Origin of the sequence: Fuscovulum ytuae (assembly GCF_029953595.1) — a bacterium.
Taxonomy (GTDB): Bacteria; Pseudomonadota; Alphaproteobacteria; order Rhodobacterales; family Rhodobacteraceae; genus Paragemmobacter; species Paragemmobacter ytuae.
Genome location: NZ_CP124535.1, coordinates 2,058,634 through 2,077,009, shown reverse-complemented (window position 1 = coordinate 2,077,009; position 18,376 = coordinate 2,058,634). Strand labels below are relative to the sequence as shown.

Genomic DNA, 18,376 nt, shown 5'->3' with positions numbered 1-18,376 from the left:
CCCGCCCTGATGATGGCCGCCCCTGCGCTGGCCTATCCTGTGACGGTGCAAAGCTGCAGCCGCAGTGTGACCTTCGACGCCGCGCCCGCGCGTGCGATTTCGAACGATTCGAACCTGACGGAGATGATGCTGGTTCTGGGCCTGCGCGACCGGATGGTGGGCTATACTGGCATTTCCGGCTGGAAAACGCTGGATGAGGAGATGCGCGAAGGTGTGGCGGAACTGCCGGAGCTTTCGGCCAAGTATCCCACGAAAGAGGTGCTGGCGGGGGCCGAGGCGGATTTCTTCTTCGCGGGCTGGAATTACGGGATGAAGGTTGGCGGCGAAGTGACGCCTGAGACGGTGGAGCCTTTGGGGATCAAGGTCTATGAACTGACCGAAAGCTGCATCCATATCGGGCCGAAGGCGAAGTCGAGCATGGAGGACATGTATGTCGACATCCTGAACCTTGGCCGCATCTTCGGGGTGGAGGCGAAGGCCGAGGAACTGGTCGCGGGCTGGAAGGCACGGTTGGCAGACCTGACGGCGGGGGTTGATCGCAGCGCCCCCTTGCGCGTCTTCGTCTATGACAGCGGGGAAGAGGCACCTTTCACCGCCGGGGCCTATGCGATGCCCACCGCGCTGATCGAGGCGGCTGGGGGCAGGAACATCCTTGATGATCTGGAAAAAAGCTGGGCCGAAGTGGGCTGGGAGGCCGTGGTGGAACGGAACCCGGAAATGATCGTCATCGTGAACTATGGCGATGTGACGGCCGAGCAGAAGATCGCCTTCATGAAGGGCAACCCGGCCTTCGCCAGCATCGATGCGGTAAAGAATGACCGTTTCGTGGTGCTGGACTATGTTGAGGCGACGCCGGGGCCGCGCAATATCAAGGCGGTGGAAAAGCTGATCGCCGGGTTCTGGGGCAACTGAACCGTGGCAGACCTCGCGCAAACATCATCGACGCCGCGCCGGATCGGCGCGGGGATCGGCCTTGTGCTGGGCGCGGGGCTGGTTCTGGCCTTGTCAGTGGTGGTTGCGGTGTCGGTCGGGGCGGTGCCGGTGCCCTTGTCCACAGTCTGGGGCATTGCGGTGGAGCGGGTGCTGCCCGGTGCCGCCGCAGGTGACTGGAGCGCGGGGCAGGCGGCGATCATCTGGGAGATCCGCTTTCCGCGTGTGGTGCTGGCGGGGCTGGTCGGGGCGGGGCTGGGCGTGGTGGGGGCGGCGTTGCAGGCCGTGACGCGCAACCCGCTGGCCGATCCACATCTTCTGGGCATCTCGTCCGGGGGGGCCTTTGGGGCCATCGCTGCGCTTTTGCATACGGGTATGTTCCTTGGCCTTCTGACCGTGCCGTTGATGGCCTTTGGGGGGGCGCTGGCGGCGACGCTGCTGGTTCTGGGCGTGGCGCGGGTGGCGCAGGCCACCAGTGCGGACCGCTTGGTTCTGGCGGGGGTCGCGGTCAGCTTTGTGATTATGGCAGGGGCGAATATCCTGATTTTCCTAGGCGATCCGCGCGCCACGCATACGGTTGTGTTCTGGATGCTGGGCGGGCTTGGGCTGGCGCAGTGGGATCATCTGATCTGGCCCGTGGCGGTGCTGCTGCCATGCGGGTTGTGGCTTTGGGCGCAGGCCGGGCGGTTGAATGCGCTGGCTTTGGGCGATGAGACGGCGGCGAGTCTGGGGATTGAAGTGGGGCGGTTCCGGCTGGCCGTCTTTGTCATGGCCGCGCTGGTGACGGGGGTGATGGTCGCCTTTTCGGGACTGATCGGCTTTGTCGGGCTGATGATGCCGCATCTGGTGCGGTTGGTGGTGGGCGGGGATAATCTGCGCGTTCTGCCCGCCTCGGCCCTTGCGGGGGCGGTGTTCCTGATCTGGGCGGATGCGGCGGCGCGCGTGGTGCTGGCCCCCGAGGATATGCCCATCGGGGTGGTCACCGGCCTGTGCGGCGGGCTGTTCTTCCTATGGCTGATGGCGCGGCGGGCGTGAGGGGATTACCCCCTCAGCCGCATTTGGAATAGCCGCAAGAGGCGCAGGTCATGCAGCCTTCGATCATGCGCATGTCATAGCTGCCGCAGGACGAGCAGGCCTTGCCTTTGGGGGCACCGAGTGCCACGACCTGCGCCTGGGGATCGGATTTCAGACCCAGCCCCTCCCCCTCGATAAAGCCGATATCGATGAGATGGCGTTCGATGACGCCGCCGATGGCCGCAAGGATGGAGGGGATATAACGCCCGTCCATCCAGGCCCCGCCGCGCGGGTCGAAGACGGCTTTAAGCTCCTCTACCACAAAGGAAATATCGCCGCCGCGCCGGAAGACCGCGCTGATCATGCGGGTCAGGGCGACGGTCCAGGCGAAATGTTCCATGTTCTTGGAGTTGATGAACACCTCGAACGGGCGGCGGTGGCCTGCGATGACGATGTCATTGATGGTGATGTAGAGGGCGTGTTCCGATCCCGGCCATTTCAATTTGTAGGTCTGGCCTTCCAGCGCGGCGGGGCGGTCGAGCGGTTCGGAAAGATAGACGACCTCGGCCCCGTCTTGCGATTGGCGGACGGCGGCGGGGGCATCGGCCGGGGTCTTTTCTGACGCCTCGGACACGGTGAGGACGGAGCCGGTGACATCGTTCGGCCGGTAGGTGGTGCAACCTTTGCAGCCCTGATCCCATGCGGCCATATAGACCTCTTTGAACGCGTCAAAGCTGATGTCTTCGGGGCAGTTGATGGTTTTGGAGATCGACGAATCCACCCATTTCTGCGCCGCCGCCTGCATGCGGACATGGTCGAGCGGGGGCAGGGTCTGGGCGTTGACGAAGTAATCCGGCAGGGGGGCGTCGCCCATCTTTTCGCGCCAGAGGCGGACGGCGTAATCGACGACCTCTTCTTCAGTGCGCGAGCCGTCTTTTTGCAGCACCTTGCGCGTATAGGCATAGGCGAAGACGGGTTCGATGCCAGAGGAGACGTTGCCTGCGTAAAGGCTGATCGTGCCCGTGGGCGCGATGGAGGTGAGGAGCGCGTTGCGGATGCCGTGCTGGCGGATGGCGGCCTTCACGTCGTCATCCATATGGGCAAGCGACCCGGAGGCGAGGAATTTCTCTGCATCAAAGAGTGGGAAGGCCCCCTTTTCGCGGGCCAGATCGGCAGAGGCAAGGTAAGCGGCGCGGGCGATGGCGTGCATCCACTGTTCCGTGATTTCTGCCGCCTTTTCAGAGCCATAGCGCTGACCGATCATCAAAAGCGCATCGGCAAGGCCGGTGACGCCTAGGCCGATGCGGCGTTTCGCCTGTGCCTCTTGCGCCTGTTGGGGCAGGGGGAAGCGGCTGGCATCCACCACATTGTCCATCATCCGCACGGCAGTGCGGACGAGCCGATCCAGCGCGGCCATGTCCATGGCGGCATCTTTGGTAAAGGCATCCTTAACCAGTGTGGCGAGGTTGATGGAGCCCAGAAGGCAGGCGCCATAGGGCGGCAGGGGCTGTTCGCCGCAGGGGTTGGTGGCGGCGATGGTTTCGCAATAGGCGAGGTTGTTCATCGCATTGATGCGATCGACGAAGATCACGCCGGGTTCGGCGAAATCGTAGGTGTTGCGCATGATGCGATTCCACAGATCGCGCGCCTGCACCGTCTTGTAGACCTTGCCATCGAAAACGAGTTCCCACGGACCATCCGCCTTGACCGCCGCCATGAAGGGATCAGTCACTAGCACGGAGAGGTTGAACATCCGTAAACGGGCGGGGTCTTTCTTCGCCTCGATAAAGCTTTCGATATCGGGGTGATCGCAGCGCATGGTGGCCATCATGGCCCCCCGGCGGCTGCCTGCGGACATGATGGTGCGGCACATCGCATCCCAGACATCCATGAAGGAAAGGGGACCGGAGGCATCGGCGGCAACCCCCTTCACCTCGGCCCCGCGGGGGCGGATGGTACTGAAATCATAGCCAATTCCGCCGCCTTGCTGCATTGTCAGCGCGGCCTCTTTCAGCCCGTCGAAGATGCCACCCATATTGTCGGGGATGGTGCCCATAACGAAACAGTTGAACAGCGTGACGGAGCGGCCGGTGCCCGCGCCTGCCGTGATGCGTCCCGCAGGGAGGTATTTGAAATCCTCCAGCGCGGCGTAGAATTCCGCCTCCCAATGGGCGGGATCAGCCTCCACCTCGGCCAAGGCGCGGGCGATTCGACGCCATGTATCCTCAACCGTGCCGTCGAGGGGCGTGCCGTCGGCCTCTTTGAGGCGGTATTTCATGTCCCAGATCTGCTCGGCGATGGGGGCGGCGAATCGGGACATGCGATTTTCCTTGGTTTTGCGGTTTTCGAGGAGGAACGCACAAGATAGGCGCAATGGGCCGGTGCGTCAAACCTTGCGGGGACGTTAACCACAGCTATCCTCTGGGGCCGGAAGCACCGGGGGATTCGTGGGCCATATCAACCTTCTGAAGCTGTGTGTCGGCGCGGATAGTGTCGAGGATCTGACCGATTGGCAGGAGAGCCAGCGGCATCGCTGGCCGAAGGGCTGCGCCATGCATGTGACGCGGATGTGGCCCAAGCGCGAGGCAGAAGTGCTTGCCGGCGGGTCGCTTTATTGGGTGATCAAAGGGGTGATCCTTGCGCGGCAACGCATTGTCGGGCTTGAGAAAGTGGAAGGCGCGGATGGCATCCTGCGCTGCGCGCTGGTGCTGGATGCCGAGGTGATCCGCACCGAGGCGGCGCCGCGCCGGCCGTTTCAGGGATGGCGCTATCTGGAGCCGGAGGAAAGCCCGCGCGACCTGCCCAAGGGGCGGGCGCGGGAAGAGGCGCTGCCGCCCGAATTGGCGCAGGCCTTGGCGGAGATCGGGCTGCGGTAGCGCCGCGCGCTGCGTTAATGGTTGGGGATGACGGTGGGATGGGCCCATGCCGAAAACGGTTGTGCCCTGTTTTGTGCCGGATTTTGTGCCGCAAACTGTGGGCACGCAGCGAACGCCCCGGTGATGGGGCGTTCACTTTGGCAAGGCCTTAGAAATTGTTCGGGTTGCCCTCGACCAGCGTGCCGGTGCCGTCTTCGGCCCCGTCCTTGATCCATGCGACCTGATCGCCGTTGATCCGCACGCCCCAGCAGCTTGCGCCTTCGCCATAGTCAAAGCACATGGCATCGCCGTCGACGGTCCATTTGCCCGTGTAGCCATCACCCTTGATGGTGCCGTCTTCGGCATAAAACTCGGTATAGGCGCCGGAGGCGATCATGGAGCCTTGGACGGTTTTTCCGGCGATGGTGCCCTTGATCTGGTCGCCTGTGGCGAGGTCTTGGGCAAAGGCGGGCAGCGCCAAAAGGAAGGCTGCGGCGGTGAGGCGAAGATGCATCTGGGGTTTCCCTTTCATTAACCTGAAGGGGAGCTAGCGCGGGGTGTCCGCCGTCAAGCCGGGATGTCAGAGATTGGCGGGAGTGGTCAGCCCAAGGCGGGTGCAGAGCGTGGCAAGGGTGGCGCGGTTCTGCGGCCCCCAATCGGCGGCACGGGCAAGGAAAAGCACCGCCTGCGATTGATGGATCAGCCCGTCGGAGAGGACCTTGAGGTGGTTGGCGCGCAGCGTTTCGCCTGTTGAGGTGATGTCGGCGATAGCCTCGGCCGTCAGGTTTTTCACGGTGCCTTCGGTGGCGCCTTGGCTGTCGACCAGCTGGTAATCCGCGACGCCGTTCTTTGTCAGGAAGTCGCGGACGAGGCGGTGGTATTTGGTGGCGATGCGCAGGCGGTGGCCATGGGTCGCGCGGAAGGCGGCGGCGGCGGCGTCGAGGTCGTCGAGCGTATCCACGTCGATCCACGCCGCGGGCACGGCGAGGACGAGGTCGGCATGGCCAAAGCCCAAGGGGGCGAGTTCGGCGACCTGCGCGGGCCAATCGGCCAGCTTGTCGCGGACGAGGTCGGACCCCGTGACGCCAAGATGGATGCGGCCTGCGGAGAGTTCGCGCGGAATCTCGCCCGCAGAGAGGAGGACGAGTTCGACGCCGTCGATCCCATCGACTGCGCCGGAATATTCGCGATCATTCCCGGTTTGGCGCATGGCGATGCCACGGGTGCCGAACCATTGAAAGGTCTTCTCCATCAACCTGCCTTTGGAGGGGACGCCGATCTTGAGCATCAGGCAACCCCTTTCAGGCGGGCGACGAGGCCGGGGCGGATGACGCCCCCCACGGCGGGGATGGAGCGGCCTTGACCCAAGACGGCGGTCAGCGCGTCATAGCGCCCGCCAGAGGCGACGGGGGGAAGGGCCGGGTCGGCGGCGTGGAAGCTGAACACGAAGCCGTCGTAATATTCGAGGCTGGTGCGGCCATGAGAGGCTTCGAAAGGCAGGGTTTCGGTATCGATCCCCAAGGCGGCCAGCGCGTCAAGGCGGGTGGCGAAGCGGTCCACCGCCGGGGCGATGGCGGGCAGCATGGGGGTGATGCCGCGCAGATGATTGAGCGCGGCGCGGGCCGGGGCCTGAAGCGAGAGGAGGTCGTAGAGGAGCGCGGCTTCGGGCGCGGCGATGGGGGGCGTGGCGGCGTCGTCGATCAGGGCGTGGGCGCGGGCGGCGATGTCATCCGCCGTGCGCAGGCCGACGAGGGTGCCTGCGGCGTCTATCAGCGCCTCGGGGCTGTCTTTTTGCAGATGGCGGAGGAGCGCGGCGCGGGCGGCGGGCATCGGCGCGCGGCCTGAGAAACGGTCAAGCAGCGCGCGAAAGCGGTTGGGGCGCCAGATGTGGCGCAGAAGGGCGGCCTTGCGGCGGTCGGTGGTGGACAGGCCGCGCACGGCGGCCATGAGGATGCCGATATCGCCTGTCGCCGCGCGCAAGGACAGGGGGGCCAGAAGGCGGGTGAAGAGGGCGAAGACCTGCGCATCAGCCTGTTCGGGGGCGGCGCGGTCGAAAAGCTCGAACCCGACTTGGAGGTATTCGTTGGCGCGGGCGCTGGGGCTGTCCTGTTTCCTGAACACCTCGCCCATATAGCAGTAGCGCGCGGGTTCCGCGCCATGGGCCATATGGGCCTGCACCACGGGGACGGTGAAATCGGGGCGCAGCATCATTTCGCCGCGCAGGGGATCGGTGGTCACATAGGCGCGGGCGCGGATGTCTTCGCCGTAAAGGTCCAGCAGGGTTTCAGCGGGTTGCAGGATGTCGGCCTCAACCGGGACTGCGCCTTCTGCGCGGAAGGCGGCGAAGAGGGTTTCGGCCTCTTGTCGGATGGCGGCTTTGGGGGTCATTTCCCCAGCATCTTTTGGACGGCGGCCACCAGATCGGCGCGCGGCACTTCGAGCTGTGCGGGCCGGTCCTTCCATTCCTCAAGCGTCGCGTTCTGCGCGATCTGCGCGCCAAGGATGAGGTCCTTGAGGATCACGGTGCCCTTTTCGGATTCGTTCCCGCCTTGGATCACGGCGATGGGAGAGGCGCGCTTGTCGGCGTATTTGAGTTGGTTGCCGAAGTTCTTGGGGTTGCCCAAATAGACTTCGGCCCGGATGCCTGCGTTGCGGAGATCGGCGACCATGGCCATGTAATCGGCCATGCGGTCGCGATCCATCACGGTGACGACGACGGGGCCTTGGGCATCGGTGCTGACGCGGCCCTTGGCGCGGAGTGCGGCAAGAAGGCGGTCGACCCCGATGGAGACGCCGGTGGCGGGGACGGATTGACCCGTGAAGCGTTTGACGAGGTCGTCATAGCGGCCCCCCCCGGCGACGGACCCGAATTGGCGCTTGCGGCCCTTTTCATCGAGGATTTCGAAGGTCAGTTCGGCCTCATACACGGGGCCAGTGTAATAGCCCAAGCCGCGCACGACACCGGGGTCGATGAGGATGCGGTCGGGGCCATAGCCTTGGCGGTCGAGGAGGTCGGCGATGGTTTCAAGCTCGGCCACGCCGTCCGATCCGATGGCAGAGGGGCCGACCAATTCGCGCAGGCGGGCGGTGGTTTCGGCACCTGTGGCGCGACGGGCGGCCATGAAGGCCATGACGACCTCGGCCTGTTCGGGGGCAAGGCCTGCGCCTTTTGTGAAATCGCCGCTTTCATCCTTGCGGCCTTCGCCAAGCAGGGCGCGGACGCCGGTTTCGCCCAGACGGTCGATCTTGTCGATGGCGCGCAGGACGATGCCGCGTTCATTGGCGAAGCGGCCGGGATCGGTGGGGTCGAGGACGCCTGCCACCTCCATCACGCCATTGAGGACTTTGCGGTTGTTCACCCGGACGATGTAATCGCCGCGCGGGATGCCGACGGTTTCAAGGGCGTCCGATAGCATCGCGCAAATCTCGGCATCCGCGGCCACGGAAGGGGCACCGACGGTATCGGCGTCGCATTGGTAGAATTGGCGGAAACGGCCGGGACCCGGCTTTTCGTTGCGCCAGACAGGGCCCATCGCATAGCGGCGATAGGGGGCGGGCAGGTCGTTGCGGTATTGCGCGGCGACGCGGGCCAAGGGGGCGGTCAGGTCATAGCGGAGCGCGAGCCAATCCTGATCTTCGTCTTGCCAGGCAAAGACGCCTTCATTCGGGCGGTCCACGTCGGGGAGGAATTTTCCCAGCGCCTCCACCGTTTCGACGGCAGAGGTTTCGAGGGGGTCAAAGCCGTAGCGGTGATAAACCTCGGCCACCTTATCCAGCATGGCTTTGCGTTCGGTCACCTCGGCCCCGAAATAGTCGCGGAACCCTTTGGGGGTTTCGGCGCGGGGGCGGCGTGCCTTGGACTCGGTGGGTTTGTCCTGTGCCATCGGTCGGACCTTCGCTTTCTGTCGCCGCCCGTGTAACGGAAGGGGCAGGACGCGGCAAGCGGCGGAGGGCGCGATGGTCGAGCTTGAGGAACGGGTGGCGCATCTGATGCGGGCGGTGGATGATCTGTCGGATGTGGTGGCAGGGCAGGCGAAGGAAATTGAGCGGCTGACCCGGCTGGTGCAGCTGCTGGTGGAGCGGGAGGCCGAGCGCGAGGCAATGGCCACGGATGGCCCGGCCGCCAATGTGAAGCCGCCGCATTGGTAGGTTGCGGGCGATGCGGGTGCCGGACGGACTGAGGCGGGTGGATTACCCCGCATTGGCCATGACGCTGTGCCTTGGCGCGGCGGGGGGGATGGTGGCCTTGATGCTGCATCTGCCGCTGGCACTGCTGCTTGGGTCGCTTTGCGTGACGGGGGTGATTGCGGCGGCGGGCTGGCGGCCTTTCGGGCGGGGGATCACGCTGCCCATGAAGCTGCGGTCGGCCTTCGTGCCGGTGATCGGGGTGGCCATCGGCGGGGCCTTCACGCCTGAGGTTCTGGGGCAGGCGGGGGCGTGGTGGCCGTCGCTGCTGGCGCTACTTTTGTTCCTGCCCTTGGCGCATGCCATCGGGTTTGCCGTCTATCGGTTGGGCGGATTGCCGAGGCTGGAGAGTTTCTTCGGTGCGGTGCCCGGCGGGTTGATCGAAACGGTGCAGATGGGGGAAGAGGCGGGTGGGGATGTGCGCCTGATGACGGTGCTGCAATTCCTGCGGTTGATCCTGACGATCCTGTTCGTGCCGTTGATCTTCATGGGGCTGACGGGGGGTGCCGTGGGATCGGCGAGCGGGGCGCAACTGCCTGCCGCTGCTGTTCATCTGACGGTTTACGAGGTGGCGGTGCTGTTGGCGGCGGGGGTCTTGGGTGTGTCGGTGGGGCGGCGGCTGCGGTTGCCTGCAGCGATCATGACGGGGCCGATCCTGTTTTCCGCCGTGGCCCATGCGGTGGGTCTGGTGCATGGGGTGCCGCCTGCATGGCTGGTGGGGGTGACGCAGGTGGTGGTGGGCTGCGGTCTTGGCGCGCGCTTTGTCGGGGCGGATGCGGCGATGCTGTGGCGGGCGGCGCGGCTGGCGGTGGTGAATGCGGTGCTGGCGCTGGGCCTTGCCTATGGGTTCGCCATGCTGTTGGCGGACTGGGTGCGCGAGCCTGTGGCGGCGGTCTTTCTTGCCTTTGCGCCGGGTGGGTTGGCGGAGATGAGCCTGATCGCTTTGAGCCTGCAAATGAGCGTGGTCTATGTGACGGTGCATCACGTCGCGCGCATCGTGCTGAGCGTGATGATAGCCAAAGGGGCGCGGCGGTGGATCGGATAAGGCGGATGCGGCAAAGGGATTGGGCGCTGGTTTTCGGGCTGGGCTGTGCGGCGGTGGCGGCGGGTCTGTCACTGGCGGGCCATGCGGGGGCGCAATGGGATGCTTTTGTGGTGCTGCTGGGGGCCTTGATGCTGCTGCGGGGGGCAGTGGAGGTGCCGATGGCAACCCGTGCGGAGGGCGTGGCGCGGGCGCTTGTGCTGATCCTGCTGATCTTTGCCTTTTCGGCGGTCAATCGCGCGCAGGGTGGTGTCGCCGGGGCGGTGGCAGGGGTTTTCGGGAATTGGATCCTATGGGCCGTGGCCGCGCTGTTGATTGCGCTGCCGATGCTGCGGCGGGGGCTGGGCTGGGGGATGTCAGGCGCGCGGGGCGCGGAGGTTTTGCTCTTGGCGGCGATGCTGGCGGGGCTGGCGCTGTGGTCGGGCGAGGATGCGCTGCGGCTGCGGCTATTGGTGGTGGCGGCGGTGCTGGCGCAGGTGGTGCTGATCCTTCCGCAGCGGGCGGGGCTTGGCTGGGGGCTGGCGCTGGGCGTGGCTGCGACGGCGCTGGCCGTGCCGCCGGGAGGCATGGTCTGGCCCGTGGCGGTGGTGGCGCTGCCCTTGGGCGCGGCGCTGGGCCTGTGGCGGGCGGCGCGGGGGTAAGGGGCGGAGCGGTGGGTGATAACCGCTTGGCCCCGAGGCAAAGATTGCCGATTTGACACAGTCGCAGCCGAGGTTCCGGGGCCGTCGGGTGGTTGGGCTGGCGTGAGGAATCAACAAAGGTTAATATCAACATCGGCCTGGGGGGGCTGATGAACGGATTGACCGATGACCTTACCCAGATCGGCTTTGGCCGCCCTTCCTTTGATGATTGCACTTGCCGCCGTGGCATCCCCGGTTGCCGCGCAAGAGCGGATGACCTTGGGCTGGGGCCGCCTTTTGACCAATGACGCCATCGGGGATGGCGAGGATCGCTGGCGGTCGGGGTCTTATGTCCTGAGTTGGGTGCGCGGGCCGGAATGGACGGGTGCTTTGCCATCGCGCCCCGGCGAGATCTTGGAGTTTCGGCTGCGGGCCGAGACGATTGCGCCTGCTGATCTGATTACCCCTGCGGCGCTGGATCGGCGCTATGTCGGGGCGCTGACGCTGGGTGTGCATACGCAGTTCGAGACGCGGGGGATTGAGTCAAGCCTTGGTCTTGATGCGGTGATCGTCGGGCCGCAGACGGGGATCAGCGATATTCACGGCGATCTGCATGATCTGCTGGGGCTGGCCGCGCCCACGGTGTTTGGGGCGCAGCTTGGCAATGATGTGCTGCCCACGGTGACGGCGGAATTCGGGCGGAGTTTCGAGATAGGGCCACAGGCGCATCTGCGCCCCTTTGTCGAAATGCAGGCCGGGGCGGAAACCCTGCTGCGGGTGGGGGGCGATCTGACCTTTGGCGGATTTGGCACGGGCGCCTTGATGATCCGGGATTCGACCACGGGGCAGCGCTATCGCGGCACAGGGATCAGCGGCGCGGATGGGTTCAGCCTGACGATGGGCGCGGATCTGGCCGAGGTCTATGACAGCCAGTTCTTCCTTTCCACCGATCCAATCACCCCCAAGGATAGCCGTGCCCGTGCGCGGGTTGGCCTGCATTGGCAGGGCAGCCAGAACGAGGTGTTTTACGGGCTGACATGGGTGGGAGAAGAGTTCGAAGAACAGCCCGAAGGGCAGGTTCTGGGGGCGATCAACCTTCGGTTGCGGTTCTAGCCTCTGCGAAAACGCAGACTGTTGCGTGAATGCAATAGCCATTGGAATGTAGTGCTGATAGCCTGTTGGTAGAAAAAAATAATACGAGCAGGCAAGACAGGCATGATAACGGGCTCTCGTGGCACGTTCGTCATTTCTTGGACGCAGACTGAAGTTGATGGTGTGGCGGGTGCGGCCATCGATCTTTTGACGGTCGGTGCCGCGTGGCGCTGGACGGGTTCGGCTGTGCGTGTGGATGGCGCGGCGGACCTTCTTCTTCTAGAGGCGGCCGAAGGGGCGGCGGAAATCAGGAAACGTGCGGCGCGCATGGTGCGCCGCTTGATTGGCACGGCCATCGGTCGAGCGACGGAAGCGGACGAGGAGCTTTCCGACGAAGACGAGGACGAAGTGCCGGATCAGGGGTTCATCGTCACCGATGGGGTGACGAGCTATGCCCTGACCATCATCCCGGTGCCGGACAGCGGCACGCGGCTTTTGATGATTTTGGGCGAGGTGCCGCCTGCGAACCGCGATCTGTGGGTGGTGCGGACATCGATTGACCGCGCGCGGGTTGCGGCGGGTGGGCGCGAGGGCGGCGGGGTCATCTGCTTTACCCCCGGCACGCGGATCGCGACGCCAGAGGGGCCGAAGCTGATACAGGCGCTGCGCCCCGGCGATCTGGTTCTGACCAAGGATGACGGGCCGCAAGAGGTGCTGTGGATGGGGCATCGGCGCATGTCGGGCGCGCGGCTTTATGCGATGCCGCATCTGCGGCCGATCCGGTTCCGGGCCGGGGCGATGGGCCTTGATCTGCCGGAGCCGGACCTGATCGTGTCGCCCGCGCATCGGATGCTGGTGAAGGGCGCGGCGGCGCAGGCCTTGTTTGGAACCGCTGAGGTGTTGGTGCGGGCGGAGGACCTGATCAACGATAACTCGATCATGGTGGACCTTGCTTTGCGCGAGGTGACCTATGTGCATATCCTGCTGGAGCGGCATAACGTCGTCTTCGCCAATGGGATCGAGACCGAAAGCTTTCACCCGTCCAACACCGCGCTTGAGATGATCGATTCAGGCCAGCGGGCGGAGCTTCAGCGGATGGTGCCGGGGATCGAACGGCGGCCCGATGCCTATGGCGATTATGCGCGGCGCAACCTTTCGGCCAGCGAAGCGGCGCTGCTGCGCCATGACATCGCCGCGTGAGGCGGCTGTTGACTCTGCCAAAGTGGGATGTATAAGTCCCCGATCCCGGCGTTCTGCGCCGGGGTTTTCATTGGTGTTGGTGGCCCCCGCAAGGGGATGCCTGTCGGGCCTTCGGGCCAAAGGACAACGCCCTTCACGACGACATATGAAGGAGATCAGCGGTGACGAAACGCACCTCTGCCAAGTACAAGATCGACCGCCGCATGGGCGAAAACATCTGGGGCCGTCCGAAATCCCCGGTGAACAAGCGTGAATACGGCCCCGGCCAGCACGGCCAGCGCCGCAAGAACAAGCTTTCCGACTTTGGCACGCAGCTGCGCGCGAAGCAGAAGCTGAAGGGTTACTATGGTGACCTGACCGAAAAGCAGTTCCGCAAGATCTATGCAGAAGCGGAACGGGTGAAGGGCGACACCGGCGAAATGCTGATCGGCCTCTTGGAGCGCCGTCTGGACGCGGTGGTCTACCGCGCCAAGTTCGTTCCCACCGTTTTCGCTGCCCGTCAGTTCGTGAACCACGGCCATGTGACCGTGAACGGCAAGCGCGTGAACATCGCGTCCTACCGCGTCAAGGAAGGCGATGTGGTGGAAGTGCGCCAGAAGTCCAAGCAGCTTGCGCTGGTTCTGGAAGCTGTTGCCCTGACCGAGCGTGACGTTCCGGACTACCTTGAGGTTGACCATTCCAAGATGGTCGCGAAATTCGTCCGCACCCCGGGCTTGGGCGATGTGCCCTATCCGGTGCAGATGGAACCGAACCTCGTCGTCGAATACTACGCGAAGAACTGATTTCTGCGCCTTAGCGTGGATGGAGGCCCGCCCTTTGTGGCGGGCCTCTTGCTTTTCGGATCGGGCATTCCAGTTTCGCTGAAAATGGAGGCCATGATGGGCGAACGGCAGACGGCTGAATCCTTGGTGGAGCGGGGGCTGTTTGCCAGCCGCTGGCTGATGGCGCCCATGTATCTGGGGCTGACCGTGGCGCTGTTGATGCTGCTGGTGATCTTCTTCCGCGAGCTGGTCTATTACGTGCCGCAGATGATGAGCCTGAGCCCGGAAAAGACGATCCTTGTTGTCCTGACGCTGATCGATCTGACGCTGGCGGCGAACCTGCTGCTGATCGTGATGTTTTCGGGCTATGAAAGTTTCGTGTCGAAGTTCGATTTCGACGTGGGAACGGATCGGCCGGGCTGGATGGGCAAGGTGGATTTCGGCGGTCTGAAGATGAAGCTGATCGCGTCGATCGTGGCGATTTCGGCCATCCATCTTTTGAAGCGGTTCATGGAGATTGGGGACCCGACCACGCCGCCGCCGGATGAGGGGCATCTCTTCTGGCTGACGGTGATCCATATGAGTTTTGTGCTGTCGGGCGTGCTGATGGCGTTGATGGATTGGCTGCAAGCGCGGTCGGCGAAGTGAAGGCGGCGATAAACCGTCTGGCCTTGGCCCCCGCGCAAAGCTAGAACCCCGCAGGAATGGGGGAATCTTGCCGATATGACCGACGCCATCCGACCGCAGCCCGGTATCCTTGACATCGCGCTTTACGAGGGCGGGAAGGCGCATGTCGCGGGCATGACCAATGTGGTCAAGCTTTCGTCGAACGAGAATCCGTTCGGCCCGTCTGACCGCGCGAAAGAGGCGTTTCAGCGCAGCGTGCATTCCCTGCACCGCTACCCGTCGACCGACCATGCGTCCCTGCGCGAGGCGATTGCCGAGGTGCATGGGTTGGATGCGGGCCGCGTGATCTGCGGTGTGGGGTCGGATGAGATCATCACCTTTCTGTGCCAAGCCTATGCTGGACCCAAGGATGAGGTCGTGTTCACCGAACACGGGTTCCTGATGTATCGCATCAGCGCGCTGGCCGTCGGGGCGACCCCGGTCGAGGTGCAAGAGCGCGAGCGGACCACGGATGTGGATGCCATCCTTGCCGCCTGCAATCGGCGCACGAAGCTTGTCTTTATTGCAAATCCGAACAATCCGACGGGGACGATGATTTCGAATGCCGAAATCGCGCGTCTGGCGGATGGGTTGCCGCGTCAGGCCATTCTGGTGCTGGATGGGGCCTATGCGGAATATGTCGAAGGCTATGATGGCGGGCTGTCGATCCTTGAGGCGCGTTCCAACGTCTTTATGACGCGGACCTTTTCCAAGATTTACGGTCTTGGCGGGTTGCGGATCGGTTGGGGCTATGGGCCGCGCGCGATTGTCGATGTGCTGAACCGTATCCGGGGGCCGTTCAACCTGTCTTCCACCCAGTTGGAGACGGCCGAGGCGGCGGTGCGTGATCAGGATTTCGTCAACCGCTGTCGGGCCGAGAATGCCCGGATGCGGCATTGGCTGTCCGAGGCGCTGGCGGAATTGGGCGTGCCATCGGATACGTCGATGGCGAATTTCGTGCTGGCGCGGTTCGCGAGCGAGGAAGAGGCCGTGGCCTGCGATGCCTTCCTTCAGCAGCAGGGGCTGATCGTGCGGCGGGTCGCGGGATACAAGCTGCCGCATTGCCTGCGGATCACGGTGGGGGATGAGGCATCCTGTCGTCGGGTCGCGCATGCCGTGGCGCAGTTCAAGGGCGTCAAGTGATGGCGATGATCTACGAACGGGTTGCGCTGATCGGGCTGGGGCTGATTGCTTCGTCCATGGCGCATGCGATGAAGGCCAAGGGTTTGGCGGGCGAGATCGTGGGTTACGCGCGCAGTGCGGAGACGCGGGCGGCGGCGCTGGAGATCGGGTTCTGTGACCGGGTGGAACCTTCGGCGGCCAAGGCTGTGGCGGGGGCCGATCTGGTGGTGCTGGCCGTTCCGGTGGGCGCGATGGGGGCGATTGCCGAAGAGATCGGGCCGCATCTCGCACCGGGTGCCACGGTCACGGATGTGGGGTCGGTGAAGCAGGCGGTGATTGCCGCCGTGGCCCCGCATATGCCAGAGGGCGTGCATTTCATCGCGGGTCACCCCATCGCGGGGACGGAACATTCCGGGCCGCATTCGGGCTTTGCCACGCTGTTTCAGAACCGCTGGTGGCTGCTGACGCCAGAGGGTGCGGATGTGGGAGCGGTGGCGCGGCTGCGCGCGCTTTATGAAGGGTTCGGGGCAAAGGTGGATGAGATGGATGCCGCCCATCACGACCTTGTGCTGGCGGTGACCTCTCACACCCCGCACCTGATTGCCTATACGATGGTGGGCGTTGCCGATGACCTGAGCCGGGTGACGGACAGCGAGGTGATCAACTATTCCGCTGCGGGCTTCCGGGATTTCACCCGGATCGCGGCATCGGACCCAACGATGTGGCGGGACGTGTTCCTGACCAACAAGGAGGCGACGCTGGATATCCTTGGCCGCTTTACCGAAGAATTGTTCGCGCTGCAGCGGGCGATCCGGCTGGGCGATGGGGACCATCTGCATGCCTATTTCACCCGCACGCGCGCCATAAGGCGCGGGATTATCGAGGCGGGGCAGGATACGGCGGCACCCGATTTCGGGCGCGTGGCGCTGGCCGCGCCAAAAGGCGGCTGAATGCGGTTCGGTGTGGTTGGTGCCTTGTGTCTGTGGTCTGTCTTCGTCCTGATGGCGGGGGGGGCTGTTGCGCAGGAGATGTCGACCTCACCCCGCCCCTTGCCGCGCCCCGGTGTCGAGGCGGCCCTTGCCGTGCAGCCTGCGCCCGTGATCGGAGGATTTACGTCGCTGCGCCCGCGTCCGCGCCCTTGGGGGGCGGTGGCTGCGGCCCCCGTCACCGCAGCGCCGATGACGCAAGCCCTGCCCCCGCAGCCTTCGGCGCTTGTGGCACAGATTCCGGTGGTGCGGCCAAGACCGCGCCCTGAAGGATTTGGCCGTACCGTGGCGCAGGCGGCATCAGCCCCGCCCCCCGTGGTGGAACAGGAGAGAGAGCGGCGCGGCGGTCTGCTGGGTGGTCTTTTTGGGCGGCGCGACCGCGAAGAGCGGGCCGAGCGCGGGCAATCCGGTGACGGTTTCGTTTGTGGGGATCGCGACATCCGGGGCGAGGAGCTGGCGCGGATCACGTCCAATGTGCGGGGCTGCGGGGTGGATGACCCCGTGCGCGTGACCATGGTGGATGGCGTGCGCCTTACAACACCCGCCACCATCGACTGCCCCACGGCGCGGGCCTTGAAGGATTGGATCAACGAAGGGGTGCGCCCCGCTTTCGGGCGGCAGGAAGTGGTGGAGCTGCGCGTGGCCGCGAGTTACATCTGCCGGCCTCGGAACAATATCCGGGGCGCGAAGATCAGCGAACATGGGCGCGGCAAGGCGATCGACATTTCGGGCTTCATCCTGTCGAACGGACGCGAGCTATCGGTCAAGGGCGACTACAATCGGCAGATGCGCCGCGCGCATCGTGCCGCTTGCGGCATCTTCGGCACAACGCTGGGGCCGGGATCGGATGGCTATCACGAGGACCATCTGCATTTCGACACGGCCAGCCATCGCGGCGGGCCCTATTGCCGCTAGTAAAAGCGCGGTGCCGGGCCAAGGGGCAGGGGGCCAAGGCTCATCCATCCGTTCTGGAAGGTGAGGGGGAGGGGCAGAACGTTCGGGTCGTCGCCTTGCTGTGCCAAGATTTCCAAGGCGCGGGTGACGGTTTGGGATTGCTGGGGGCCGATCAACCCTGTCGCGACAAGAACGGGCACAAGTTTGCGCCAGTTTTCCACCCGCAGGTCAATGCGGCCTTCGGCGGTGCCATCGGTGGCCGGGGTCACGCTGCCCGAGGCAGAGAGGACCATATCCCCCCAGCGGATCAGCCCTTCGCGCAGGGTGATGTCTTGCAGCGTGGGGGCGGTCTGGCCCATGTGGCGGTCAAGCGGGGCGGAGAGGCCAAGCAGGCTGTCGATGCGGATGAGGTCGATCTGTTCGGGCAGGTCTTCGGTCGAGGACAGGCCAGCGGAGGAGGAGACGGTGGTCATTTCCAGCGCCAGTTCCTGCGCATTGGCGCGGTCCACGGCGCGGCGCAGGCCAAGACGCAAGGTGGCGGCGGCCATGTCCCATCCGGCCGAAGAGCGCAGCGCCAGCGTATCCACAGCCACCGCGCTGCGATCCAGCGTCAGGTCGGTGCCGGGAACCAGCACGGCACTGGCCTGAAAATTGGCGCTTGTGATGGCAAGATCCTGCAAGGGCAGGGAAATGGTCTGTTCCGTGGGCAGTGTGGCGATGATGTGCCACGGCTTCCACGTCATCATGAAGACCTGCGCGAAGGGGGCCTGCCAGCCAAAGCCCGTTTCGGCGTTGGAAAGCCGGGGTTCTGTTACGGTCAGGTCAAAGCGGTTGGGAAAGCCCGCGACGGTGATGCCCTGCTGTTCGGCGGTCAGCGGGCCGCGGTCTTGTGCGGCAAACCAACCCGTGACGCCCCGTTCCATCGCCTGTGAGCCCACGACCCAATACCCGGCCCAAAGCGCCGAGACGACAAGGACGACGATCAGAAGCGCACGCATCTTCAACCCTT

The 18,376-nt window shown here is 64.8% G+C and carries 19 protein-coding genes; 13 read left to right on the top strand and 6 right to left on the bottom strand.

Annotation, left to right across the window (positions count from 1 at the left end; translation table 11 throughout):
- The first annotated feature begins 9 nt into the window (after positions 1 to 9).
- The gene (locus tag QF092_RS10055; RefSeq protein ID WP_281469903.1) at positions 10 to 912 is read left to right on the top strand and encodes an ABC transporter substrate-binding protein; all 903 of its coding nucleotides are present in this window, start codon (positions 10 to 12) and stop codon (positions 910 to 912) included.
- A 42-nt stretch (positions 913 to 954) separates the two neighbouring features.
- Positions 955 to 1,965: a FecCD family ABC transporter permease gene (locus tag QF092_RS10050; protein ID WP_281469901.1), complete on the top strand. Its 1,011-nt coding sequence runs from the start codon at positions 955 to 957 to the stop codon at positions 1,963 to 1,965.
- 13 nt (positions 1,966 to 1,978) lie between these two features.
- Here QF092_RS10050 and QF092_RS10045 read toward each other — a convergent pair whose 3' ends face one another.
- A complete protein-coding gene (locus QF092_RS10045) occupies positions 1,979 to 4,264 on the bottom strand; it encodes an adenosylcobalamin-dependent ribonucleoside-diphosphate reductase (protein ID WP_281463767.1) in 2,286 nt (761 codons plus the stop codon).
- Between the two features lie 127 nt (positions 4,265 to 4,391).
- Between QF092_RS10045 and QF092_RS10040 the strand changes: the two genes are divergently transcribed.
- Positions 4,392 to 4,820, top strand: a complete 429-nt coding sequence (locus QF092_RS10040; protein ID WP_281463766.1) for a DUF1489 family protein — start codon at positions 4,392 to 4,394, stop codon at positions 4,818 to 4,820.
- Between the two features lie 148 nt (positions 4,821 to 4,968).
- On the opposite strand, the gene QF092_RS10035 is transcribed toward QF092_RS10040, so the two are convergent.
- The 4 genes from QF092_RS10035 to hisS all read right to left on the bottom strand — a co-directional run bounded on the left by QF092_RS10035 (position 4,969) and on the right by hisS (position 8,683).
- The gene (locus QF092_RS10035; protein ID WP_281463765.1) at positions 4,969 to 5,313 is read right to left on the bottom strand and encodes a hypothetical protein; all 345 of its coding nucleotides are present in this window, start codon (positions 5,311 to 5,313) and stop codon (positions 4,969 to 4,971) included.
- 66 nt (positions 5,314 to 5,379) lie between these two features.
- Positions 5,380 to 6,090 carry an ATP phosphoribosyltransferase gene (gene hisG, locus QF092_RS10030; RefSeq protein WP_281469883.1) on the bottom strand — a complete coding sequence of 237 codons (711 nt, stop codon included), beginning with the start codon at positions 6,088 to 6,090 and terminating at the stop codon, positions 5,380 to 5,382.
- Entirely contained in the window at positions 6,087 to 7,187 is a 1,101-nt protein-coding gene (locus tag QF092_RS10025) for an ATP phosphoribosyltransferase regulatory subunit (protein ID WP_281463764.1), read from the bottom strand. Before QF092_RS10025 ends, hisG begins: the two co-directional genes overlap by 4 nt.
- Positions 7,184 to 8,683 carry a histidine--tRNA ligase gene (hisS, locus tag QF092_RS10020; protein ID WP_281463763.1) on the bottom strand — a complete coding sequence of 500 codons (1,500 nt, stop codon included), beginning with the start codon at positions 8,681 to 8,683 and terminating at the stop codon, positions 7,184 to 7,186. The genes QF092_RS10025 and hisS overlap by 4 nt, the downstream gene beginning before the upstream one ends.
- 73 nt (positions 8,684 to 8,756) lie before the next feature.
- Here hisS and QF092_RS10015 point away from each other — a divergent pair, with 73 nt between their 5' ends.
- The 10 genes from QF092_RS10015 (at position 8,757) to QF092_RS09970 (ending at position 17,388) form a co-directional block, all read left to right on the top strand.
- Positions 8,757 to 8,948 (top strand): SlyX family protein, encoded by a 192-nt coding sequence (locus tag QF092_RS10015; RefSeq protein WP_281463762.1) that lies wholly within the window; start codon positions 8,757 to 8,759, stop codon positions 8,946 to 8,948.
- Between the two features lie 10 nt (positions 8,949 to 8,958).
- Positions 8,959 to 10,029, top strand: a complete 1,071-nt coding sequence (locus QF092_RS10010) for an AbrB family transcriptional regulator (RefSeq protein WP_281463761.1) — start codon at positions 8,959 to 8,961, stop codon at positions 10,027 to 10,029.
- On the top strand, positions 10,017 to 10,667 hold the full coding sequence (locus QF092_RS10005; protein WP_281463760.1) for a hypothetical protein: 651 nt from the start codon (positions 10,017 to 10,019) through the stop codon (positions 10,665 to 10,667). Before QF092_RS10010 ends, QF092_RS10005 begins: the two co-directional genes overlap by 13 nt.
- Before the next feature lie 165 nt (positions 10,668 to 10,832).
- Positions 10,833 to 11,759 (top strand): lipid A-modifier LpxR family protein, encoded by a 927-nt coding sequence (locus QF092_RS10000; protein ID WP_281463759.1) that lies wholly within the window; start codon positions 10,833 to 10,835, stop codon positions 11,757 to 11,759.
- A 102-nt stretch (positions 11,760 to 11,861) separates the two neighbouring features.
- Positions 11,862 to 12,938, top strand: coding sequence for a Hint domain-containing protein (locus QF092_RS09995; RefSeq protein ID WP_281463758.1), 1,077 nt, complete (start codon positions 11,862 to 11,864; stop codon positions 12,936 to 12,938).
- A 161-nt stretch (positions 12,939 to 13,099) separates the two neighbouring features.
- Positions 13,100 to 13,720, top strand: coding sequence for a 30S ribosomal protein S4 (gene rpsD / locus QF092_RS09990; RefSeq protein WP_281463757.1), 621 nt, complete (start codon positions 13,100 to 13,102; stop codon positions 13,718 to 13,720).
- A 36-nt stretch (positions 13,721 to 13,756) separates the two neighbouring features.
- Positions 13,757 to 14,347 carry a TIGR00645 family protein gene (locus QF092_RS09985; protein WP_337250637.1) on the top strand — a complete coding sequence of 197 codons (591 nt, stop codon included), beginning with the start codon at positions 13,757 to 13,759 and terminating at the stop codon, positions 14,345 to 14,347.
- A gap of 75 nt (positions 14,348 to 14,422) precedes the next feature.
- Positions 14,423 to 15,508 carry a histidinol-phosphate transaminase gene (hisC, locus tag QF092_RS09980; RefSeq protein WP_281463756.1) on the top strand — a complete coding sequence of 362 codons (1,086 nt, stop codon included), beginning with the start codon at positions 14,423 to 14,425 and terminating at the stop codon, positions 15,506 to 15,508.
- The gene (locus QF092_RS09975) at positions 15,508 to 16,437 is read left to right on the top strand and encodes a prephenate/arogenate dehydrogenase family protein (RefSeq protein WP_281463755.1); all 930 of its coding nucleotides are present in this window, start codon (positions 15,508 to 15,510) and stop codon (positions 16,435 to 16,437) included. Before hisC ends, QF092_RS09975 begins: the two co-directional genes overlap by 1 nt.
- Positions 16,438 to 17,388 (top strand): extensin-like domain-containing protein, encoded by a 951-nt coding sequence (locus QF092_RS09970; protein WP_281463754.1) that lies wholly within the window; start codon positions 16,438 to 16,440, stop codon positions 17,386 to 17,388.
- On the opposite strand, the gene QF092_RS09965 is transcribed toward QF092_RS09970, so the two are convergent.
- Complete coding sequence (locus QF092_RS09965) at positions 17,385 to 18,365, bottom strand: DUF2125 domain-containing protein (RefSeq protein ID WP_281463753.1); 981 nt, start codon at positions 18,363 to 18,365, stop codon at positions 17,385 to 17,387. The genes QF092_RS09970 and QF092_RS09965 overlap by 4 nt on opposite strands.
- Positions 18,366 to 18,376 lie beyond the last annotated feature (11 nt).